Origin of the sequence: Thalassotalea euphylliae (assembly GCF_003390395.1) — a bacterium.
In the GTDB taxonomy this organism is placed as follows: domain Bacteria; phylum Pseudomonadota; class Gammaproteobacteria; order Enterobacterales; family Alteromonadaceae; genus Thalassotalea_F; species Thalassotalea_F euphylliae_C.
This window is the reverse complement of record NZ_QUOV01000001.1, coordinates 1,955,333-1,976,937: the sequence shown is the minus strand read 5'-3', so window position 1 is coordinate 1,976,937 and position 21,605 is coordinate 1,955,333. Positions and strand designations below refer to the sequence as shown.

At 42.8% G+C, this 21,605-nt stretch carries 18 protein-coding genes; 9 read left to right on the top strand and 9 right to left on the bottom strand.

The features are described from left to right. Positions 1–84: 84 nt before the first annotated feature. The 5 genes from DXX92_RS08820 to DXX92_RS08795 all read right to left on the bottom strand — a co-directional run bounded on the left by DXX92_RS08820 (position 85) and on the right by DXX92_RS08795 (position 8,402). Positions 85–1,446, bottom strand: a complete 1,362-nt coding sequence (locus DXX92_RS08820) for a CmpA/NrtA family ABC transporter substrate-binding protein (RefSeq protein ID WP_428977361.1) — start codon at positions 1,444–1,446, stop codon at positions 85–87. Between the two features lie 444 nt (positions 1,447–1,890). Then, positions 1,891–3,051, bottom strand: a complete 1,161-nt coding sequence (locus DXX92_RS08815; RefSeq protein ID WP_116000117.1) for a CmpA/NrtA family ABC transporter substrate-binding protein — start codon at positions 3,049–3,051, stop codon at positions 1,891–1,893. Then, entirely contained in the window at positions 3,048–3,653 is a 606-nt protein-coding gene (locus tag DXX92_RS08810) for an ANTAR domain-containing response regulator (RefSeq protein ID WP_116000116.1), read from the bottom strand. The genes DXX92_RS08815 and DXX92_RS08810 overlap by 4 nt, the downstream gene beginning before the upstream one ends. Before the next feature lie 316 nt (positions 3,654–3,969). Beyond that, complete coding sequence (locus DXX92_RS08800; protein WP_116000114.1) at positions 3,970–6,045, bottom strand: trypsin-like serine protease; 2,076 nt, start codon at positions 6,043–6,045, stop codon at positions 3,970–3,972. Between the two features lie 233 nt (positions 6,046–6,278). Then, complete coding sequence (locus DXX92_RS08795) at positions 6,279–8,402, bottom strand: trypsin-like serine protease (RefSeq protein WP_116000113.1); 2,124 nt, start codon at positions 8,400–8,402, stop codon at positions 6,279–6,281. 300 nt (positions 8,403–8,702) lie between these two features. Here DXX92_RS08795 and DXX92_RS08790 point away from each other — a divergent pair, with 300 nt between their 5' ends. After that, positions 8,703–9,200, top strand: a complete 498-nt coding sequence (locus DXX92_RS08790) for a hypothetical protein (RefSeq protein ID WP_116000112.1) — start codon at positions 8,703–8,705, stop codon at positions 9,198–9,200. A 39-nt stretch (positions 9,201–9,239) separates the two neighbouring features. Continuing rightward, positions 9,240–9,734 carry a YchJ family protein gene (locus DXX92_RS08785; RefSeq protein ID WP_245961437.1) on the top strand — a complete coding sequence of 165 codons (495 nt, stop codon included), beginning with the start codon at positions 9,240–9,242 and terminating at the stop codon, positions 9,732–9,734. Positions 9,735–10,036: 302 nt separating this feature from the next. Here DXX92_RS08785 and DXX92_RS08780 read toward each other — a convergent pair whose 3' ends face one another. From DXX92_RS08780 to DXX92_RS08770, 3 genes are all read right to left on the bottom strand, one after another. Beyond that, entirely contained in the window at positions 10,037–10,651 is a 615-nt protein-coding gene (locus DXX92_RS08780) for a VC2046/SO_2500 family protein (protein WP_116000110.1), read from the bottom strand. Between the two features lie 309 nt (positions 10,652–10,960). After that, the gene (locus DXX92_RS08775; RefSeq protein ID WP_116000109.1) at positions 10,961–12,262 is read right to left on the bottom strand and encodes a sensor histidine kinase; all 1,302 of its coding nucleotides are present in this window, start codon (positions 12,260–12,262) and stop codon (positions 10,961–10,963) included. A gap of 76 nt (positions 12,263–12,338) precedes the next feature. Beyond that, a complete protein-coding gene (locus tag DXX92_RS08770) occupies positions 12,339–13,055 on the bottom strand; it encodes a response regulator (RefSeq protein ID WP_116000108.1) in 717 nt (238 codons plus the stop codon). 562 nt (positions 13,056–13,617) lie between these two features. Here DXX92_RS08770 and xthA point away from each other — a divergent pair. Both xthA and rlmA read left to right on the top strand, forming a co-directional pair. Next, the gene (gene xthA, locus DXX92_RS08765) at positions 13,618–14,424 is read left to right on the top strand and encodes an exodeoxyribonuclease III (protein ID WP_116000107.1); all 807 of its coding nucleotides are present in this window, start codon (positions 13,618–13,620) and stop codon (positions 14,422–14,424) included. Between the two features lie 13 nt (positions 14,425–14,437). Then, a complete protein-coding gene (gene rlmA, locus DXX92_RS08760; protein ID WP_116000106.1) occupies positions 14,438–15,277 on the top strand; it encodes a 23S rRNA (guanine(745)-N(1))-methyltransferase in 840 nt (279 codons plus the stop codon). Positions 15,278–15,310: 33 nt separating this feature from the next. On the opposite strand, the gene yfbV is transcribed toward rlmA, so the two are convergent. Next, positions 15,311–15,736 carry a terminus macrodomain insulation protein YfbV gene (yfbV, locus tag DXX92_RS08755; RefSeq protein WP_116000105.1) on the bottom strand — a complete coding sequence of 142 codons (426 nt, stop codon included), beginning with the start codon at positions 15,734–15,736 and terminating at the stop codon, positions 15,311–15,313. A gap of 167 nt (positions 15,737–15,903) precedes the next feature. On the opposite strand from yfbV, the gene DXX92_RS08750 reads away from it, so the two are divergent. The 5 genes from DXX92_RS08750 to dapE all read left to right on the top strand — a co-directional run bounded on the left by DXX92_RS08750 (position 15,904) and on the right by dapE (position 21,525). Further along, positions 15,904–17,100, top strand: a complete 1,197-nt coding sequence (locus DXX92_RS08750; protein ID WP_116000104.1) for an acetate kinase — start codon at positions 15,904–15,906, stop codon at positions 17,098–17,100. A 3-nt stretch (positions 17,101–17,103) separates the two neighbouring features. Next, positions 17,104–19,212 (top strand): phosphate acetyltransferase, encoded by a 2,109-nt coding sequence (pta, locus tag DXX92_RS08745; protein ID WP_116000103.1) that lies wholly within the window; start codon positions 17,104–17,106, stop codon positions 19,210–19,212. 429 nt (positions 19,213–19,641) lie between these two features. Then, entirely contained in the window at positions 19,642–20,034 is a 393-nt protein-coding gene (locus DXX92_RS08740; protein WP_116000102.1) for an ACT domain-containing protein, read from the top strand. A gap of 1 nt (position 20,035) precedes the next feature. Continuing rightward, entirely contained in the window at positions 20,036–20,380 is a 345-nt protein-coding gene (locus tag DXX92_RS08735) for an ArsC family reductase (protein ID WP_116000101.1), read from the top strand. Further along, positions 20,380–21,525 carry a succinyl-diaminopimelate desuccinylase gene (gene dapE, locus DXX92_RS08730; RefSeq protein ID WP_116000100.1) on the top strand — a complete coding sequence of 382 codons (1,146 nt, stop codon included), beginning with the start codon at positions 20,380–20,382 and terminating at the stop codon, positions 21,523–21,525. Before DXX92_RS08735 ends, dapE begins: the two co-directional genes overlap by 1 nt. The last annotated feature ends 80 nt before the right edge of the window (positions 21,526–21,605 follow it).

The following is a 21,605-nucleotide window of genomic DNA, read 5'->3' as shown; positions in this document are numbered from 1 at the left end:
CGCGTAACACTAGCCACTTAACCGTAAAGCTACGCTGTATAACTTTCTATTTACTTTTCTAGTACTGGGTTTTGTTACTGGCGACTAAATCTTGTCGCCAGCTTTTAAGCCAATGTTAAATTTATTGATGTATTCGTTTGGCTTAGTACCGTCGTAAACGATGTTATCGATGAAGTGTGTTTGCGGGCTGCGGAAGCCGTCTTCACCATCAAGCGAAGCGAAATCAGTTGCCGGCATAATTTTCTCATCAACCAATGATTGCACTGCCTTCATGTAAATATCTGGACGGTATACTTTTTTCGCTACATCGAAGTACCAGCTATCCGGCTTATCATCACTGATTTGGCCCCAACGACGCATTTGTGTTAAGTACCAAATGGCATCTGAATAGAATGGGTATGTTGCGTTGTAACGGAAGAATACGTTGAAGTCAGGAACAGCGCGTTTGTCACCTTTTTCGTATTCAAAGGTACCTGTCATGCTGTTTGCAATCACATCGTAGTCAGCACCAACGTAGTTTGACTGCGATAGAATTTTTACCGCTTCTGGACGGTTAGCGTTGTTGTTCTCGTCTAACCATTTCGCAGCGCGAATGAGTGCACGCGTTAAACGAATAGTGGTATTAGGGTATTTTTCAGCAAACGCTTTGGTGATACCGAATACTTTTTCTGGATTGTCTTTCCAGATCTCGTAGTCAGTAACAACAGGTACACCAATACCTTTGAATACTGCTTGCTGGTTCCAAGGTTCACCCACACAGTAACCATAGATAGTGCCAGCTTCTAACGTGGCAGGCATTTGAGGTGGCGGCGTTACCGAAAGTAATGCTTGAGCGTCAATTTGACCAGATGTGTCGCCTTTATGTGGTGCGTAGTAACCAGGGTGAATACCACCTGCCGCCAACCAGTAGCGTAACTCATAGTTATGGGTAGACACTGGGAATACCATGCCCATATTAAATGGCTTACCCGCTTCTGAGTATTTTTCAACCACAGGCTTAAGGGCATCAGCTTTGATCGGGTGAACTGGCTTACCGTCAGATTGCTTCGGAATGTTTGGCTTCATTTGTTTCCAAATTTCATTAGAAACTGTGATGCCATTACCATTTAGGTCCATTGAAAACGGTGTAATGATTTCAGCCTTTGTGCCATAACCAATGGTTGCTGCAATTGGCTGACCCGCTAGCATATGAGCACCGTCTAAGCGGCCATCAATCACACCATCAAGCAACACTTTCCAGTTTGCTTGCGCTTCAATCGTGACGTATAAACCTTCGTCTTCGAAATAGCCTTTTTCATAAGCAATGGCGATAGGTGCCATATCTGTAAGTTTAATGAAACCGAATTTTAGCTCTTCTTTTTCTGGATACCCTAACTCCTCGGCACTAACACTAACGCTTACGACACTGCTCGAAAGACAAAGGCCGGCTACAAGCGCTTGACCCATTATTTTACGGCAGAAATGTTTAGGTTGTTTTAATAGGTGTTTAAACATCCGTTCCTCCAAATAAAAAAAGCCCGCTGCACCTGAGGTTTGATCATGGAGATCACTACCACGTGCATGCGGGCTACTATGCCAAACTAATCGGTTACCACGCCTTTGCGGTGTAATTAGTTAAATAAATTGTTGTGTTATTACTTGTTTATTAACGCGTAATCTTTGTTGCCTAAAATGCTTGGTTCTAGGCGAGTTATACCCACAGCCGTTGCAGGGTTGGTTTTTGTTTTCGTTTGACCCAACTACAAACGTTGATAACTTCAATTATTACTATTCAGGTTTAGTGCCAACTTTGAACATTTACTCTAAACCCTTATTTTTATTGACTTTGCACACCCTAGTGATGATTTTGGGTTAAACGCTGTTAGCCTGCCAATGCATTAGTTTGGCGCACTAAGGTACCATTTTGGTGCTTTTTAATGGCGTTACCTTAGTTGGTGTTGCAAAAGCATCGTGCTCTGCAAATGCTTGCTGATAAATATCTTGTCGAAAAACACTATCAATCAGTGCTTCTAGCTTAACTTCAGCAGGAATATGTTGATGCTTGACCATCTGACTCAACAGCCATTCACCATGGAATAGTTCCGGTTTGTTGATGGTATCGTTGCCATCAAGGGCAAAACGGTTATAGCTCGGAATGTGCCGCGGTGACAGTTGGTGATGTACCAAACAGCTACCGATAAGCGACGGCGCGATAACCGACAAATGTAAATCTAAATAGGTGTGCCGACTAAGTATACGCGCCGCTTCAAAACGATTTGCAACCGTAGCTAGCCAATCACATGCTTGCTGCAGCGCGATGATCAGTGCTGTAGTCGTTTCTGGGTGTTGCTCTTGCCAGCTTTGTTTCATCGCCAGCACTTTTTCTGGCATGTCAGGCCATATATCGCAAGATGTTGCCCCCGTAACGCCAACACCATCACGCACTGCTTTAGCATTCCATGGGCCACCCACACAAAAGCCGTCAATATCGTCACTTTGGAGCGCTTCAACCATAGAGGCAGGAGGAATAATCACGATATCAACATCGTCCTTATTGACACCGTTTTGCTCGAACCACGTGAGTAATTGATAATAATGACAACTGTGCGGATAAACGGTGGCAAATCTTAATTTCGTATCAGTTTGCTTGCTTGCTTTCTTTCTGGCCTCAATGACGGGTTTCAATAAAGCAGCGCTAATGGGTAAATCTATTTGATGGCGTTGATGAACAAATTTTATTTCTTCGTAAAGCGCCATTGAGATAGTAATGCCGTTACCATTTTGGCTCAGCACCATAGGTGCAATAACGTTTACCGCAGGGCCACTTAACCCTAATGTGCTGGCAATCGGCATAGGTGCAAGAAACTGCCCTGCATCTAACACGCCTGCATGTAACTTATCGCGCATAGTCGCCCATGAATATTGCTTTTTCAGGGTAACATTCAGCCCTTGCGACTCAAAAAAGCCCAACTCATGGGCAATGACAAGTGGCGCGCAGTCAGTTAATGGCATAAAGCCAAGAGAGATATTGCGCTTGTTATGCTCTATGTTGTGAATATTGGTGCTGTTCATGATGATTTCTCCAACATTTGCGCAAGTGATAAAATATTTTTGGCCACGTCTTCTAGCTTCTGACTGTTATCCATCGCCATTTTGCGAATTCGATGATAAGCCTCTTTTTCAGTTAGGCTTTTGGTTTCCATCAACCAAACTTTTGCTTGTTCAACCACGCGCTGGCTAGAAAGCTTTTGCTTGGTTTTGACCAGTTCACTTTTTAGCGCTTGGTATTCTGAAAAACGCGCGACGGCGGTATCTAAAATGGAGCGCACCCGAATAGGATTTATATCGCCGGCAATATAGGCACTAACCCCAGATTTCACTGTTTGATTAATGGTTTCGGTATCTTCTTGTTCCGAGAACATGACAACAGGTTTAGGATTGGCGTGTGAAATAATGCTGAGGCTGTCGAGAATATCGCGACTTGGGGATTCTACATCGATAATAATGACATCAGGTTGCAGTTGTTCAACTTGCTTGAGCAATGACATACCCGAAGATGCGACGTGTTTAATACAGTATTGTGAGTGATCTAAAGCACTCATCAGAATGTCGGCTTTTTTCTTATCGTCTTCGATAAGTAGCACGTTAAGTTCATTTAATTGTTGTTTTTGCATGCTGGTTTGCGTGAGTCGCCACTTTTCCAAGCTTAGACTGCAACTAATACAAGATACACACCAGCTTTATATTCCCTTAAATAACATGATCTTAAGTTTATTATTATGGCTATTTACGCAACTAATGAACCGATTTAATGCAGCTTTGCTTTATTTTAGTGAAACACGTGCAACGCAATGAACTGATAACTATAAACATTCCCTAATGTTAAGCTATTTGGCACAAAAAAGGCCTGCATATGCAGACCTTTAAACAGGCTAACGAAAAGCTATATAAACTAATAAGTTAACAAGCTGCCGTTAATAATCAGCTTAGCTAGTGTTTTCTTCTTAACCACACTAACGATAACAATGGTAGTAACCATGCCATAGAGCCGCCACCAGAAGAGCTACTCGGTGCTGCCGGAGTCGTCGATGGTGTTGGTGTCGGCGCTGGAGCTGGAGCTGGTGCCGCTGTCGGCGTAAAGCTAATATTGCGAATATAGCCTTTATCGTCACCCTCACTTGCAGAGCCGTCTTTGTTGTATACCCAAGTAATACGGTTTTCTTCACCCGTTAAGTCGTAAGATTTTTGCTCAAATGCGACTTCACCTGAGATAAACTCTACTAGTTCACCATTGATATAAATATAAAGCGCGTCGTAAGGCTCGGCAGGATCGTCAGCATTTTCTTCTGATGATACCGACCATTCAAAGTTAAGTTCACCTTCACCACTTACGACAGCCATAACGATACTGTCTTGATCATGAGTAATTGCGCCGCTTTCAATGCCACCGTCAACGCTATTGGCAAGCCAAGCCTGTTCACCACCGTTATACCAAGTGATGTTTTCATCGCCGCCAACCGTGTTTTCAATATCACTTGATGCCGCAATTGCACGACCTGCTAAGAAAGTCTCGCTGGTGGTAATCTCACTATTATCACTGTTAATGGTTAGACGAGCTGTTTGCTCACCTACGGCACTAGCCGTGTAATTAACCGTTAACTGACAACGTTCACCCGCGGTGAGCGATAAACACTCACCATCAGAAACAGAGAAGCTATCATCGCCTTCAATGCTGTAGGTAAGGTTCGCTGTTTGTGAGGCGTTGTTAACCACTTCTACTTGCGTGCTAAAAGTTTGCTCAGTACCGACAATATGGAAGTCTTGCGTTTGGTTAATCGCAATACCTTCAGTGATTGCCGTTAACCAATCATCAAATTCAGCAACACGCGCATAAACGCCTGGGAACCCATCTGCTGCACAACCAAAGCCCCAGCTAACAATACCTAGTTGTTGCCAGCCTTCGTTAGTATTTAGTACGAGAGGGCCACCACTGTCACCTTGACATGAACCTTTACCGCCACCAGCGACAGCCGCACAAATCATGACATCAGTCACACCTGCTCGGTCAGGGTCGCCGCCTTCACCGAACAATGAATTGGCTAAAATGGTTCGACATTCTTGGTTATTTAGCAGTTGTAAGTCTACTTGATGCAAAATATCTGGGAAATCACCTGTTGGCCCGTCGCCTGGCTCATAACCCAAACGACCGCCCCAACCAATTACGGTAACATCGCTTGCTTCTGCGGCCGCATTGTCAGTGGTAACTTTAGATGCCAAGGTAACACTTGGGGCATCAACAGTTTCCACTAACTCTAATAACGCAATATCATTATTTAAACTAGGTGCATCGAATTCTGGGTGCATGTAAATGGTTTGGATATCGATAGCATTTTCTGCGCCATCGGATAGGTCATGCTCGCCAACATTCACTTTGACAAATTGAGAGCTTGCACTATCGACACAGTGCGAAGCCGTCAATACCCATTTGCCACCAAGGAATGTTGCACCACATGAAGAGTCTTGAATTAGGCTCGCTTCACTCGATACAGAAACCGTTGCCATATCACCAAGGTTATTTGCCTTTAGTGCTTGACCGTCTTCTTGATTAATTGCAACGACCGGAATACCACCAGCAAAGTCATCACCTAGCGTGCCATTAATCGCGCCGTCAACATTGTTATAAATAACAACACCAACACCACCGCCGGCTTCACAGTTTTCCGCTTTTACCGAAAAGTTGATTTCACCACGTTCAATTAAACAAACTTTGTCTTGTGCATCGCTACAAGCTTGATCGCCAATGCCGCAATCAACAAGCTCGCCGCTTGCCTGACCTGCAGGGCTATTGGTAAACGGCCCAGTATCATAGCTTGTGCCCGACACTTCCAATGAAGTTGTTAGCTCTTCACCCGTAAACACTAACGCTGACATCCATGGCCAATCGCCATTCACCGCCTGCTCACCACCAACAATTCTCGGCTTAACAAGTGGATTAGTGTTTTTGGCTACCACAGGGTAGGCTACCATTAATGCCGCACTGATTGCCGCTATCCCAAATCTTTTCATTTACACTTCCTTAACAAAATTTCCAAACTCACCTTAATAGATCCTCTACGAGGTTTAAAGCAAAAAAGTCGAAAAATTTTACAATTTATTTAGAGGTAAGCTTTAAATACCGCAACTAGTGATTCGTAAAAAACAGACACCAGTGGAGCAGTAATACCGAGCTCTACAATATAAGCTCTAAAATATAAGATAAGTTACCTTTTATAAGTTGGCAGAATATTTGGCCAGCTAAACTAGCCTTTGCGCCTAAAAACCAATAAAACGGAAAGTGACAATAACCATGCTATTGAACCACCACCAGAAGAGCCTGTTGATGACTCGGTTTCTGGTACCGTTGGCGGAGCCGGTGTAGGTGGTGTGCTCGGCGTACTTGGGGTTGATGGTGTTGGCGGAACGGGGGCAGTACCTAACTCTTCTGTTGCGGTAAACACTATATTTCGCAAGTAGGCCTTATCGTTACCTGCCGATGTTTCCTGATCTTTGCGATATACCCAAGTCACGCGGTTTCGTTCACCTTCAAGTGTATACGTTAATGCCGCGAAGTCTTGCTCACCTGAGATAAGGTTATACTCAATCCCATTAATGAATAGATAAAGTGCATCATATGGATCGCTTGAATTCTCAGTGTTCGCTTCTGAAGATACCGCCCATTCAAAACTTAGCTCACCCTTACCTTCAATTTGAGCCATCAAAATGCTTGATTGATTATGCTCAATAGCGCCGCTTTCAATACTGCTTTTACTCGTATTCTGCTGCCAATTTTGTTGACCACCGGTATACCAATTAACTTCATTACCCGATGCCAGACTATTGTCAAAGCTCGGCATAGGAGCAATCGCTTGTCCTGACAAATAAGCGGAACTTGTTTTCACGCCAGTATCGTCTGTTGTGATTGTTAACCTTGCACTATGCTTGTCAACTTCAATTGGCTGATAAGTGATCGTTAAGTCACAACTTGCGCCGATAGCCAGCGACGAACATTCACCATCAGTAATAGTAAAACTCGAATCGCCGACAATTGAATAGTTAAGATTAACAGCCTGCCCACTGTTGTTAGACACTCTGACTAAAGCAGTTTCTGTGCGATTAACCCCAACAACGTGAAAATCAGCATGTTGTTCAATAGCAACACCTTGATAGATGCCATCAATCCAATCGTTAAATTCCGCGACACGCGCATAAACGCCCGGGTAGCCTTCAGCAGCGCAGCCAATCCCCCAACTAACAATGCCTACTTGTTGCCACCCTTGATTTGTATTTAATACGAGTGGTCCACCGCTGTCGCCTTGGCATGAACTTTTGCCACCTCCTGCTACCGCGGCACAAAGCATTTTATCGGTTACTCCACCTTGATTAGGGTCGCTATCTGGGCCAATCAAGGAATTAACTAACGTCGTATTGCACTCAAGGTTGGTAAGCAGCTCTAAATCTACTTGATGTAATACATCTGGAATATCAGCTAAGTGCTCTTCCCCCGGTTGATAGCCCGTACGATCACCCCACCCCATCGCTGTCACCGTTTGATGATCTAGTGCTGCATTATCAGTGGTAATTTTTGACGCCAAGTTAACCGCCGTAACGTTAGCTTCTTCTGTTAACTCAATTAATGCGACATCGTTATTAAGCGCAATAGGATCATATTCAGGATGCATATAGATGCGAGCAACAGAACGTGCATTTGGGGCTCCATCAGACAAATCATACTCACCAATATTCACTTTAAATGAGTCAGTTGTTTCACCATCCACGCAATGCGATGCAGTAAGCAGCCACTTGTCACCTAAAAAGCTAGCACCACAAAATGATGTTTGAGCACCATCGACTATCGTTGTCACAGATACTTCTACTTGACTACCCAACAGACCATCTTTAAATGCTTGACCGTCATCTTGAGAGATTGCAACAACAGGGATAGTACCAACAAAATCTGGATACAAAGTACCACTTAATATTGGCCCAGGCGCATTGTTATAAATAATTGCACCTATGCCACCACCAGTTTCACAGTGATTAACTTTAGTGGCAAATGGCACCTCACCACGTTCCATAAAACAAATTTTATCCTGAGCGTTGGTACATGGCTTTTCGCCTAGCCCGCAATCAATAATTTCGCCCCTAGCCTCGCCTTGCGGGCTAAACATAAATGGCTGAGTTGCAACTTCACCGTCTTTTGCAATTAGCAACGATAAAGGTTGTTCATTAGTAATGACCAAAGCAGACATCCATGGCCAATCACCTTGAGTTGCCACTTGGCCACCGACAATTCTTGGTTTGATCAACGAGTTGACGTTTTTCGCAATCGTAGAGCTCGTCATTAAAATTGCGGTGCTTGCCACAATCACTGAGAAGATTTTCATCGAAGGTTCCTAATTAATAAGACTGCCACCACAAGCCTTATTAGCGCCGAGAACACGGATAATGCTTATAAAGCTGACAAAAAATTAGCGCCGAAATTATACATGGCTACAAAGGCACAGCATATCAGACGAGTAAAACGGCTTAATTGATTTAGCTTCGCTTAGCATCAATCGCCGCGCATGCAGCAAGCTTTAATCCCCCAAAAAATTGAACAAACTTTATTCAAGCAACACTTGCAATTAAACAAAAATAGATATACTGTTTATTTATACAGTATGTCTATACCGAGGAACTTCAGCATGAAAGTACAGCCAATAACAACACGTGAAACAACGATTGATAACAATGAAGCAACTTCAGTAAGTAACCTTTACCAACTAACCCCTTGGTTTGAAGAAAAAATCGTTAATGACTCTACAGGTATAGAACAGCAAATTAGCTTGCTAAGCCAACGCTTCAGCGAGAGTCATAAATGGGTACTAGTGATTAGTAGCGATAGCCATGCATTCGATGATTTTTATAAATCCACAACACATAATTCGCATCACTACGGTGACAAGCGTATAAGCCAACATTCAGCGAATACGCTTACTCAAGCTAAAATGAAAACCCCAAATGTGCTATGGGTTCATGCCAATAAAGTTAATGTGGCACATACCAATATTGAAAAAGCCTTAACGAAAGGTAATTGTGCAGCTGTTGTCCTTATTAATGCGCAACTAAACACAGAGCAACAAGCACAATTGCAGGATTTAGCTCATCTGGGTAAAACACACTGTGTTTTGTTGAGGCACTAATTCACGTAAAATAAGTTTTTTTCTTTACCGGATGTTCCCTTGGCAAATATAGATAATGTAAACAAAGATAAACCCTGCCCGTGTCGTTCGGGCATGACGTTTTCGTTGTGCTGCCAGCCTTTCCTAACTGGAGCTAAACACCCAGTCAATGCAGAGCAGTTAATGCGCTCTAGATTCTCAGCATACTCAGAGTGCCACGCTCAATATATATTCGATACATACACACAAGAAAGCCAACAAACAAATTCCGTATCAGACATTGAAGAATGGGCTAAAGAAAATATTTGGCTACGTTTAACTATTCATCAACACAACCCATTAGCACAACCTGCCCAAGTGGAGTTTTCTGCATTTTATCTACACCAAGAAAGAGTTTACGAAATGCGTGAGTGTTCAAACTTTATTAAAGAAAACGAGCAGTGGCGCTATCACGATGGTGAAATTATTAAGCACGAACAAATAGCAACCATTAAACGAAACGATCCTTGCCCTTGCTTAAGCGGTAAGAAGTACAAAAAGTGCTGCGCAAGATAACTAGTCATTAACAAAGCCCCACCAGAAACTACAATCTACTCTTTGAATTACATTAATCGAACAAATAGATTGGTTAATTGTGGCGCAGAAAAAAGATTCATAAACACAAGTTTTATGCTCCAAGCAAAACCTAAGTAACTGCATCCATGTTGGCAAGGCGTCATTTTGAGGTTAGTAATTGCGCTAATCTCAAAAATATCAACGCAGTTTATAAGCGTTTTAACCAGCCAGAATAATCAAGTATTTATTGAAATTTGCATTAAAAAGAGATTTAAAAAGCAGAAGAGTTGCCAAGTAAGTGACTAGGCAAATTGCTCGGTAATTAGCGGCTGCTCTGTTTTAATTAAGGAATGTTGAATCGATTTCAACCAACCTTTTGCATCAAGCTGCATACGTTTAGGTGATGACTCTTGTGGTTCAGAAACGGTACTTTCTTTGGTGCCTGCCAACTCCTCTGAACCAGAAAGACTGCGAGTTTGGCAATGAATACTCGTATTACCAACAACATGTGTCGGTAGATGATGTTTATTATCGCGAAAGCTAATTGGCTTAGGGTTAAGTGCATCACTCAATTTAATGGACGCCATTAAGTCTTGCTCAGCCAGTGCCGCTTGATCATATTGAGCGATTTGATTGCTGTTAGTTATGCCTAATAAAGCAGGTTTTGGAAGTTCTAGTTCAGCACGTAAACGCGCATCAGTGATTTCAGCGACGCTTTGCTCAGTTTTTGGCATAAGAAACTGGCTTTGCTGACGTACATCATCATTTAACATCGCGAGCATCAACGAAAAATCAGCACGTCTTTCATGATGAACGCATTTATTTAGCGATTCACCAAGTTGGTGCTCATGTTGAAGATGGATGTTTTCTATCAAAGGGTTTGCTGCCAATAATACTGCTAGTGGAACAACTAACATATCGGCGCGGATTGCTTAACCTTTAGAAAAAATTGTCAAATAAGTGGGAAGTTTTAGTTAACTGTTCAAAGGGTGAACATACCGAATAAATATAGACCGAATTAGTCATTAGGCACTGAAGCAATCAGTGTGATTTTCAACCTCAAGTTAGCGATTAATCGCTAACGCAAAAAATTAAACGAAAGATAGTAGCAGGCGAGCACACTAAAACTTAATCTAAAATTTAATATGGGTTTCAAGTGATATTCGCCTATTGCCCAAATTGTTAATTTTTTGCCTTAGTGAGGCTATTGAGGCTGTAAAAGGAAGCTATTGGCCTTTTATTGGCCATTGCATTACGAAGCAAGCACCACCTAGGCGACTCTTCTCTGTATACACACGACCACCGTGCCACTCAAGCACACGCTTAACAATCGCAAGTCCCAAGCCAAAACCACCAGTTTCCTTATTTCGGCTGTCATCTGCGCGAGAGAATGCATCAAACAAGGTATTTTCAATGCAAGTATCGACACCATTACCATTGTCTTCTACTTTGATAACGCAGTCTTGTTCCTTTGTTTCACACGAAATAACCACAAGGCCATCACCGTATTTAATGGCATTAGAAATGTAATTACTCAATGCTCGTTCAATGTATAGACGATCACAATCGGCTATAACTGGGATATCAGGTGCGTTGTAGCTCACTTGCACGCATTGGCCACCGACAAGCCCTATCTGCCGACTGATAATATCGTCAAGGTTATGCTCACCAAAGTTTAATTTAGGTTTGTCATCTTCAAGGGAGGCGTATTCAAGCAGCTCATTTACTAAACTCTCAAGCTCGTTAATGTCACCGCATATCTGCTTTACATATTTTTGTCGTTTTGTTTCGTCACTAGCATGACTTAGCATTTGTAATGCAAATTTACTGCGTGCTAGCGGCGTTCTTAGCTCATGCGACATTGCCGTCGTTAACTCTTTATGCGCATCAACCAAATCTTTAATGCGCTCCGCCATGGCGTTAAAACCATGAACTAGCCCTGCCATCATAATGGACTTAGGTTTTTGGGCGCGAACATCAAAATGCTCAGTACCAAACTCTTTAGTCACTTTACGAAGCGCGTGTAGATCTCTAGAGATTGGCCACAGCCACACGAGAATCATCACAGCCAAGGCTATCAGCACTAAAACTCGAACCATGGTTTCGGCTCTCGGCCTCGTTGGCATCTCTGTTGGCCCTAACGTGATCACAAATTCAGAGCCCGCGATTAAGTGATGTAGCGAAACCGTGTCTTTTTCAATGTATACATAAGTATTGCCAGCACCGAGCAAACGTCGCTCACCGGCTATACCTTGCGATTCAATATCAGAAATTTTTACTAACGAAAGCGGTAAATGATAGCGAGTCGCCGCATTTTCAACGACTTGTTGCCACTCTTCTTGTGGATGATTGGTGACATAATCGCCAATCGCATGCAACATAGTTTTGTAGCCAGTGTAGGACTCAATATCTTGCTCCATATACGAGTTCCACACTTCATCCAGCAACCAAGAGGCAACAATAAAAGTTAAGGTAATCAGGAAGTATAGGCTGAGAAACGAGCGCCCTATTTTGACAAAAGTTTTCATTTAATACGGGGTTTTCACAATGCTGGCTGCGCATGGCGAGCTATTATTGCCTGCCATGCGAAAATTGAAGGGAATGCTAGTTCCATGCATCAGGAACGAATAAGTAGCCTTGACCCCAGATAGTTTTGATACGAAATGGTGTGTCGTTGCTATCGTGTAGTTTTTTACGAAGGCGAGAAATGCGTACATCAACGCTTCGGTCCATACCGTCATACTCGCGGCCAACAACGGCTTTGTATATATAGTCACGGTTTTGTACTTCTCCAGCTCGGCTTGCAAGTAACCACAATAAATCAAACTCTTGACTAGTCAGCTCAATACTTTCTTCGTGCAAGGTCACTTGCCTTGAACCACGGTTAATGTATAGCTCACCAATGTTCAACACTTCTTTGTCTTTGGTATCTGTTGCCAGTTCACCACGACGCAATAAAGCATTCACTCTTGCCAGTAAAACACGTGGCTCTACAGGCTTAATTACATAGTCATCAGCACCAATTTCTAAACCAAGTACCTGATCAAAATCAGTTCCCTTGGCTGTAAGCATCAAAATCGGTCCGTTATAAGTTGCTCTTACATCACGACAAACAGCAAAGCCGTCTTTGCCAGGCAACATAACGTCGAGAATAATCAAATCTGGTGTAAAACTTTCAACGCGTTTCGCAGCAGTGTCGCCACGGAACTCTTGCTTTACATGAAAACCCTCAGTCGTTAAAAAATCTGTTACTAGATCAGATAGTTGGCGGTCATCTTCCACCAAAAGTATTTTTTTTACCGATGACATGTTATCTGACATTTTCACTCCAATCGTTGTTATAAACCGTTATTTTTCGTTAACAGTCCATAATCTTGCCTATTTATCGCAATAATTGCATGTGTTATCTGGCTTTTTTTACCAACTTAGCCTGCAATATACTGCCGTTTTTATTGTCTTGACTGTGCTTAACCATAAATAACTTATACCGAGATAACAACTTAAACTACAAGGTGTTACCCGATAGCTACATTAAGTTACAAAATGCTATAAAGTTGTTAAAAATAGATTAATCTAAAATCTAATTTTTAATGCCTCAAGCCCCAAAAGTGGTCAACTTTGCCATTAGTTTTATGTTGGCGTGACGCCCTCAGCGAGTTGGTAAAATCAACCACTACTGAGCTACTTCTCATTCATCATAATTACTCATTAGTCACAATTAAATCTAGCAAGCAGTCGTTGCCATCAGTAAACAATTGTTTTCTAATACCCTACATTCCAATTTTGGCGCGTGGTTTGGCAAATCATCCATAAATTTATGAGGCACTAACAATGTGCCAAGCATTTGTAAATCAGCCCAAGTGACTTAAGTAGATAGCTAACCATGAAAATAATCTCTTTTAACATCAATGGCCTACGTGCCAGACTTCATCAACTACAAGCGGTAATAGACAAGCACCAGCCTGATATTATTGGCTTACAAGAAATTAAGGTGCATGACGAGGCCTTTCCTTTAGCAGATGTCGAGGCCATGGGTTATCACGTTTATTTTCATGGTCAAAAAGCCCATTACGGTGTTGCTATGCTATGTAAAAAGCCAGCAGATAAAGTGATAAAAGGCTTCCCAACCGATACGGAAGAAGCACAACGTCGCATGATAATGGTAGAAACCACAAATAGCGCCGGTGAAAAAGTTACCGTGCTAAACGGTTATTTCCCGCAGGGTGACAATATTAGCCACGAAACTAAATTCCCGTATAAGCGCCAATTCTACAAAGATCTAATGACCTATTTAAACGAGCACCACACACCTGACGAAAACATCGTGATTATGGGTGACATTAATATTTCTCCGATTGATTTAGACATCGGCATCGGCGAAGTGAATCGTAAACGCTGGTTAAAAACAGGTAAGTGTAGCTTCCAGCCAGAAGAGCGTGAGTGGTTAGCAACGCTATTGGATTGGGGCTTTAAAGATACATTCCGTGAATTACACCCAGAAAAAACAGAGCGTTACTCTTGGTTCGATTATCGCTCAAAAGGGTTTGACGACAATCGCGGTCTGCGTATTGATGTTGTGCTAGCAACTTCTGCACTAGCCAAAACTTGTGTTGAATCTGACGTTGATTATGAACTGCGCGGTATTGAGAAACCTTCAGATCATGCGCCGATTTGGTCAACATTTAAGTAGCCGCGAGTAAGCAATGTCAGTAAGTGTTGCCGAATATAGCTGCCCTATTTGTCAAAGTCCTTTGGCTTTGACAAATAGCATTTACCGCTGTGAGCAAAACCATTGTTTTGACTTGGCGAAAGAAAACTACGTCAACTTGTTGCCCGTTCAATTCAAGCACTCTAAAAACCCGGGCGACAATAAAGCCATGGTAAATGCCCGCCGTGCTTTTCTAGAAAAAAGCTACTATCAACCGCTAATTGAATGTCTTGTCGCAAAATATCAGGAGTTTGGTCTGGTCACAGGTAAACTGCTAGACGCTGGCTGCGGTGAAGGTTATTACACTCACCAACATAAGCAAGAGTACAATCAAGTTTATGGTGTGGATATTGCCAAGGAGGCCATCAAAAAGGCCGGTAAAAAATATCGCGATTGTCACTTTAGCGTGGGCACCTTGTCCAAGTTATCATTTGCAGATAGCTTCTTTGATTGGATTGTTTCAATTTACGCGCCAATTCTAGAGCCAGAATTTACCCGTGTATTAGCTGATCAAGGCTACCTGATCACAGTAACTCCAGGAGCTAATCACCTAGCCGAGCTAAAACAGCAAGTTTATCAACAAGCGTTGCCGCACGACGAAACTAGGCAACCAATTACCGAATTAACGCTAGTCGATGAATGGCAATTGAGTTATCCAATGACATTAGCCACTGGCGAAGATTGTTTGAACCTATTGTCAATGACACCATTTGCATTCAAAGCCAGTGAGCAGGTCAAAGAGTGGTTAGCTAAACAAGTAGACTTTACCTGCCAAGCAGATTTTCTGATCAAGCTTTATCAAAAAACTAAAGGACTAAAAGAAGTTAAGGAATAAGGGAATAGCTACAGTGAGCACCTATCAGCAATACTACTTTTTAGCTTGCTGATAGGTCATATTTAATAGCTTGGCTAAATCAAGGTATTTAGGTTTGTTCACCGAAAGCTTTATTGAGCCGCCCTGCTGATTATAGCGAGCAACCCCTTGCTTATACCAAGCGGCAAGCGATGGTGGTAGCGCTTTATCGGCATTTACGCCTAGCATAACCATAGCCTGAACTGGCATAGACAATAACAGAATAAAGTAAAACAAGCCCATCACTAAGCCATTTGTGGGTTGTAGGCCCAATTGCAAAATCAACGACAACACCGCCAAACCTGGGGCATAGTTAACCACCAAGCGAGCAAATCGTACCGTTTTATATTCAGCAAAGTACTGAGCCAACTCCGGCCTTTTTGGCCAAAGCTCCATGTATTGATAACCCAGTTTGATTAATGCAGAGACACTTAATTTCATAGCTTTAAATGTAAACCATACCTTTAGTAAAAAACAGTAAAAAAGAGTAATCGGATTTCTAATTGTAAATCACACATAGTATAATTAGAGCAAATACTTAAACTGTATTTTGGCAAAATAGACTAACCTTATTACGCTATTAGACAAACAACCAAATTTGAGTGGCTATGACTAAACAAACTATCCTTGTCATTAACTGTGGCAGTTCCTCATTAAAATTCGCACTAATTGATGTTGCAACCAAAGAAGAGTCGCTTTCTGGCTTAGCACAACGCCTAGGCGCTAGTGATGCTTCAATTACCATCAAGTTTAACGGTGAAAAGCAAACGCTTTCATTAGCAGCGCCATACAACCATCAAGCGGCATTAGCTGCATTAATCGAGTTTTTACAAACGAACAGCCTAACTCAAAGCATAGTCGCTATTGGTCATCGTGTAGTACACGGTGGTGAAATGTATCATCAACCAACCTTGATTAACGATGAAGTCATGGCGCAACTGAAAAGTCTCAGCAATCTAGCACCACTTCATAACCCTGCCAATATACAAGGTATTGAAGCGGCGTTAGCGGCATTTGCTGATTTACCACAAGTCGCGGTCTTTGACACGGCATTCCACCAAACCATGCCAAACAAAGCCTTTTTATATGCTGTGCCACAACAGTTGTATAAAGAACATAGCATTCGCAAATATGGTTTCCATGGCACCAGCCACTACTTCGTCAGTCGCGAAGCAGCCACCATGTTAGACAAAGACATAGAAGCATTAAGTTTAGTCACAGTGCATTTAGGCAATGGTTGTAGTTTGGCTGCAATAGAAGCTGGTCAAAGCGTTGATACTAGCATGGGCTTCACGCCGCTAGCGGGTGTTACTATGGGTACACGCTGTGGTGATATCGACCCTGGCGTAATTTTCCACCTGACCACACACTGTGGTTATACGGTTGAGCAAGTTGATACTATGCTTAACAAAGAAAGTGGCTTATTAGGCTTATCAGGCATTAGCAACGACTGCCGTACGCTTGAAGAGCAAGCGCTAGAACAAAACAACCCGCAAGCAAAACTGGCCTTAGATGTATTCAGTTTCACTATTGCTAAGTCACTTGCCGCAATGACGGTAAGCTTATCGAAATTAGACGGTATTATATTCACTGGTGGTATTGGTGAAAATTCTGATTACGTGCGCGAACAAATCGTAAAACAACTCGCCGTGCTTGGTGTAGCAATTGACCCTGAGCTAAATGCCCAAGCCATTCGCGGAAAGTCACTTAACATTGCTACCGCTCAATCACCTGCAGTGTTAGTTGTGCCGACTAACGAAGAGTGGGTTATTGCCAATCAAACTCACCAATTAATTCAAGGATAACTCATGTCACATCAAGTTATGTTAGTCCCTGCTGGCTTTGGTGTTGGCCTTGGCAGTGTGGTACTCGGTTTATATCACGCTTGTCAGCAGCAAGGCCTTAATGTTGTTCATTACAAGCCTATTTCACAGCCAGCGCGCAATGTGCGCCGAGGCCGAAAAGTAGAAAGTGCCAACCCAGATTCACTTAGCTTACCGATTAGTTATGTTGAAGAAAAAATGGGCGATGGCGATCTTGAAGTTGTGTTAGAGCAAATTGTAGAAACTTACAGCAAGCTAACGCAAGAGTACGACATTGTTATCGTTGAAGGGTTAATTCCCACCACCAGACAACCTTATGCCGCGCGCTTTAATCGCGAAGTATCACAAGCCCTATCGGTTAATGTGGTCTTGGTTGCGTCACCTGATAATGATTCACTGGAAGAATTTGAAGATCGCATTGAAGTTTCTGCCGCAACATATGGTGGTTTAAAAAGTAAACGCTTAGTCGGCTGTATCATTAACAAAGTCAATTCGCCAGATACTGACGAATATGGTTTGCTGCCGCGAGAACACGACGCTCAGCCAACACTTGATTTAGACAGTTGGCAAAACCTTAGCATTTTTAACGATGCACGTTTTCGATTACTCGGTACCATTCCTTGGGAGCATGATTTAATCGCGCCACGCGTTAAAGATATTGCAGATTATTTAGGTGCTGATGTACTCAACGAAGGTGACTACGAACACCGCCGAATTCGTAGCGTTTCATTTTGTGCCCGCTCAGTTGCTAACTTAACCAGTCACTTAGCTGCCGGTCGACTCATTGTTACTCCGGGCGATCGCGTTGATATTATCGTTGCTACTTGTTTATCAGCGTTAAACGGTACTAAAGTTGGCGCTCTACTATTAACTAACGGTTATGTGCCAAACGACAATGTAAAAGCGCTTTGTCAGCAAGCCTTAGATGCTGGTTTACCTGTGCTTTCAGTGCAATCTGATACCTGGCAAACTTCTCGCTATATCATGAGTTTTAACCCAGAAATGCCAGAAGATGATGTTCAGCGCCAAGACAAAGTGAAGCAGTTTGTTGCCGATCACCTTGATCACGACTGGGTAGGCGAATTCACTGAAAACGTAGCCGTTAACCGTCAATTCTCACCACCAGCTTTCAGACACAAGCTAACGGTGTTAGCGCGTAATGCCGATAAGCTCATTGTTTTACCGGAAGGAAATGACATTCGTACGATTAAAGCTGCTGCCATCTGTGCAGAGCGCAACATTGCCCGCTGTCAGCTATTGGGCGACAAAGAAGAAATTCTACGTTTAGCCGAGCAACAAGGTATCACCCTATCTTCGGGCGTGATTATCACAGATCCAAAAGAGATCATCGAAAACTACGTCGGCCCTATGGTTGAACTGCGTAAGCACAAAGGCTTGACCGATGTTGTGGCACGTGAAAAGCTGCAAGACAACGTTGTACTTGGCACTATGATGCTACAACTTGGTCAAGTTGATGGTCTGGTTTCAGGTGCCGTGAACACGACAGCTAATACCATCCGCCCTGCACTGCAACTGGTAAAAACAGCACCTGACTCTAGCCTAGTGTCGTCAGTATTCTTTATGCTGTTACCTGATCAAGTACTGGTGTATGGCGATTGTGCGATTAACCCAGATCCAGATGCTGAGCAACTGGCTGATATTGCAATTCAATCTGCCGATTCTGCAGCGCAGTTTGGTATTGAGCCGAAAGTTGCAATGATCAGTTACAGTACAGGTACTTCGGGCTCTGGCGCTGATGTTGAAAAAGTAACAAAAGCGACAGAAATCGCTAAAACAAAACGACCTGACTTGATAATCGATGGGCCACTGCAATACGATGCGGCAATTATGGAAAATGTAGCCAAGAAAAAGGCACCAAACAGTCCAGTTGCCGGTCAAGCAACCGTATTTGTGTTCCCAGATTTAAACACTGGTAATACGACGTACAAAGCTGTACAAAGATCAGCTGACTTGATCAGTATTGGCCCAATGCTGCAAGGTATGGCTAAGCCGGTCAACGACTTATCTCGTGGCGCGCTAGTTGATGATATTGTATACACCATCGCATTGACGGCAATTCAAGCAGATAAGTAAAAAAGTCTGACACTTTTCGCCATATCAAGCTAATTTAATTGGTTATGATGCACCAAATTGTAGCGGCTTTGATAAAAGCCGCTATTTTTAACCCTTTTATCCTGTTTTTTGCTGATGTTTAACTAGTCAAAAAACGAGCCATTATATTTTCCTTTATAATTCATAAGCTTTAAACCTTTCCCATGGTTTGCTAACAAACTTATCCACAGGTTTTGTGGATATCATTTTTTACCCAATTTGAGCAACTTGGCAATTTACTGGCGTTAAAAAGCGATCTTTACCTAAGCTTTTTAGGTGTTTTCGCTCAAATTTACGCTTAACTGCATAAAACTATAATTCTTGTATACAAATCGCTAAAACCAGCGGTTAGTCAACAGCGGTAAAACTTGCTAAGATACAAACTCTTTAATGCCGACAATAGACGCAAATATGACCAGTAACACTCTGACATTACAATTGCTCTCGGAAACCTTTGCGATACATAGTTTAGCGCCAGAAAGTACCATTCCACCGGAAGCTTTTTCAGCGCCTATTTACTTTATTGCCAAAACTTACGACGAAGTATCATTGGTGTTGCCGCAAGCCATTACTCTGGACAGTGAAGATGTGGAAAAAGATTGGCGAGCTTTGGAAGTTGTCGGCCCTTTGGGCTTTAGCCTAACGGGTATTTTATCCCGTATTTCAAGTATTCTAGCGGCTGAGAAAATCAGTATATTCGCGATTTCGACGTTCGACACTGATTATATTCTGGTGAAAGATAACCTAATCAATAAAGCCATTGATGCCCTTGGCCATAATAATTACAGCATTATAAGAGACTAACATGACAACCCTATACGGCATTCCAAACTGTGACACAGTAAAAAAAGCAAGAAAATGGTTAGCAGAGCAAAATATTGAGCACGACTTCCACGACTTTCGCAAAGACGGCCTAAGTGATGAGCTACTGACTTCTTTGCTTGAAAAAGCAACTTGGGAGCAATTACTTAATAAACGCAGTACCAGTTTTCGTAATTTAGCCGACGATATTAAAAATAACTTAAACGAAGCGACTGCCAAAGCCGCTATGCTAGCAGAGCCCACGCTCATCAAACGCCCAGTCACTCTTGTTAACGAACAAGTTGTGGTAGGCTTTAAAGCAGATATTTTCGCTGACAAATTTTTATAATGAACCATCCAGTTATTGAGCTCGCGAAAGCGTTAATTGCACGTGAATCTGTCACGCCAGAAGACGCGGGTTGCCAGCAGTTAATGGCTGAGCGATTAGCACCGCTTGGCTTTGACATTGAAAGTTTAGTGTTTGAAGACACAACCAATATGTGGGCAAGAAAAGGCCAACAACAACCGTTATTTTGCTTCGCTGGCCATACCGATGTTGTGCCACCCGGTGACTTAACGCAGTGGAACACCGCGCCTTTTAACCCAGTTATCCATAATAGTATGCTTTACGGTCGTGGCGCTGCCGATATGAAAAGTTCGCTGGCTGCAATGATAGTGGCCACTGAGCGCTTTGTTACCGATCACCCTGATCATCAGGGCTCTATTAGCTTTTTAATTACCAGTGACGAAGAAGGACCGTTTATCAATGGCACCACGCGCGTCATTGACACGCTTGAAGCGCGCAATGAAAAGATAGATCACTGCATTGTTGGTGAGCCATCAAGTTCGCACCAAGTTGGTGATGTGGTTAAAAATGGACGTCGTGGCTCTATTTCTGGCGAGTTAGTGATCAAAGGCAAACAAGGTCACGTTGCGTACCCTGATCATGTCATTAACCCCATTCACCTTGCCGCCCCTGCGTTAGCTGAGCTTAGTCAGACTGAATGGGATCAAGGTAATGATTACTTTCCTGCCACCAGTTTTCAGTTAACCAACATCCACAGTGGAACGGGCGCGACTAATGTCGTACCGGGTCAGCTGACTGCGCTGTTTAATTTACGTTACAGCACAGAATTAGACGACCAAACGATTGTTGATCGCGTTAATGAAATCCTGACTCGTCACCAGCTTGATTACGACATTAAATGGACATACAACGGTAAACCATTCATTACCGAGCCCGGCGTTTTATTGGACGGCGTGGTAAATGCAATTGAACAGGTAACGGGGCAAGCAACTGAGCTTTCGACATCTGGCGGTACCTCTGACGGCCGATTTATTGCACCTACAGGTGCAGAAGTTATCGAGCTTGGTCCATGCAATGCGACAATTCATCAAGTGAACGAATGCGTTTCTTGTGACGATTTAATTAAGCTTGTCGATATTTATTATCACAGCATGGTCAATATTTTGTGCCCCAAAGGCGCTGCTTAGCACGCCTAACACACCCTTTTCAGCAGGGTAAATAAGCCGAATAATTTTCCCAAAGACACTGAGCGAATTGTATAAACGAG